The sequence below is a fragment of the Heyndrickxia shackletonii genome, assembly GCF_001420715.1.
Taxonomy (GTDB): domain Bacteria; phylum Bacillota; class Bacilli; order Bacillales; family Bacillaceae_C; genus Margalitia; species Margalitia shackletonii.
Window position 1 is genome coordinate 1 of sequence record NZ_LJJC01000012.1, and the last position, 1,424, is coordinate 1,424.

A 1,424-nucleotide genomic window follows, 5' to 3' on the forward strand; every position below is an offset into this window, starting at 1 on the left:
ACGCGTGATCAGTAGAAACAAGGAGTTTTTTCGTAAATTACATCTTATCGATGTCAAAGGGAAGAATAGCTCCATCGTGCCATGACCAATCGGCAATTTCATGATCAACTCCACACATTACAATGGAGCTACTAGAGGTCCAGATTGTTCTCTCTTCTGGCCTGCCTCTGATCATTTCGACCCAAAAACAGGGAACTAAACATTCCCTCCCAGACAATTCTACTGGTAAAGTGAAAGACCCACTGTATCCCGACCAATTCAAATTATCAACAACCACCTGCCTTCTAATCTGTTCTTTGCTTGTCTGCGTCCAACCATTCTTTATCCTTATTATTTCAAATCCTGACCTGGAGGTTCGACTAATTGTCCGCCCCACCCACACATCAGTTCCCTGTCGAAACCCGAAACCTTTTACGCCATATCCCTGATTTCCCATGGGACTAGTGCATGAACCGACAAATTGAGCATCTTCCCCTCTTGGAGTGTCACTGGGCAATCCTGCACATAAATACCCAACCCTGTAAGAGAGATCAGGCGAAATAACTAGCACAGGCCTGTTAGTTCCCGTCCAGTTGTCTCTACACACGCATTCCACTTTACCATCATTTGGATAACAAGAACATTCCTCAATATGTCCTCCACTAAAGCTGACATCTGTTTGGCCAATTATTTTGCCTTGATTTGCTTTGTATATTCTATACTGCGCCTGTCTATTGGCAGGACCGTCAGTCATTACCCAATAACAATTACCTTGAATGCAAGTACAAGATGACTCCTGAGTCCTTAATATATCTCCTGCCCAGGAGTTAACAACATCAGTAGGCACCCCTCCGTAATGGACTACTGCTACTGCTTTAGAATCTGGCCCTGTTACACCAATCGTCATCCATTTCTTGCCATCATGACAGGCTGTTGCTGACCATGCTACAGCTTCAAACCTGGCTTGATATACATTGGGTGATTGACCCACTTCGACACTCATGAGAGTTCTGAATGGGCTTCTATCCTTCACTGTTCCATTTGAGTGTTTGTCATTGAGTAGAGCTCCCTGAGTGAGGAAGAAAGTCCTGCACTCTACAGGTGAACAAGAGACGAAAGGCTCTCTTATGACAAAAATATGTCCCCTGGAGCCAACTCTTATCCCGTTGTCCTTGGAAAACGGTGCAAAGCCCTTGACATCACATATTGGTTCGGTGTTATTTATATAAGTGCCCTCGTTCCAATGCGGTACATATTCGACTACACTAGTATTGTACCATTGAGTCACTTTCTCTATCCTAACTGTTTCATTATATTCCCTCACTACAGTTCCCTTGCAGATTCCATTGTTTTCACTTTTCCCCAGGGCTAACACCGTTAATATGATGCTCACGGCATGCAGTAGAACATTGAATACAACCAACCCTAATGAAATGGAGCCAATG

The 1,424-nt window shown here is 44.0% G+C and carries 1 protein-coding gene; it reads right to left on the reverse strand.

All coding sequences use genetic code 11. From position 1 onward, the window contains the following. Positions 1 to 37: 37 nt before the first annotated feature. Positions 38 to 970, reverse strand: a complete 933-nt coding sequence (locus AN964_RS21765) for a hypothetical protein (RefSeq protein WP_213083986.1) — start codon at positions 968 to 970, stop codon at positions 38 to 40. Between the last annotated feature and the right edge of the window lie 454 nt (positions 971 to 1,424).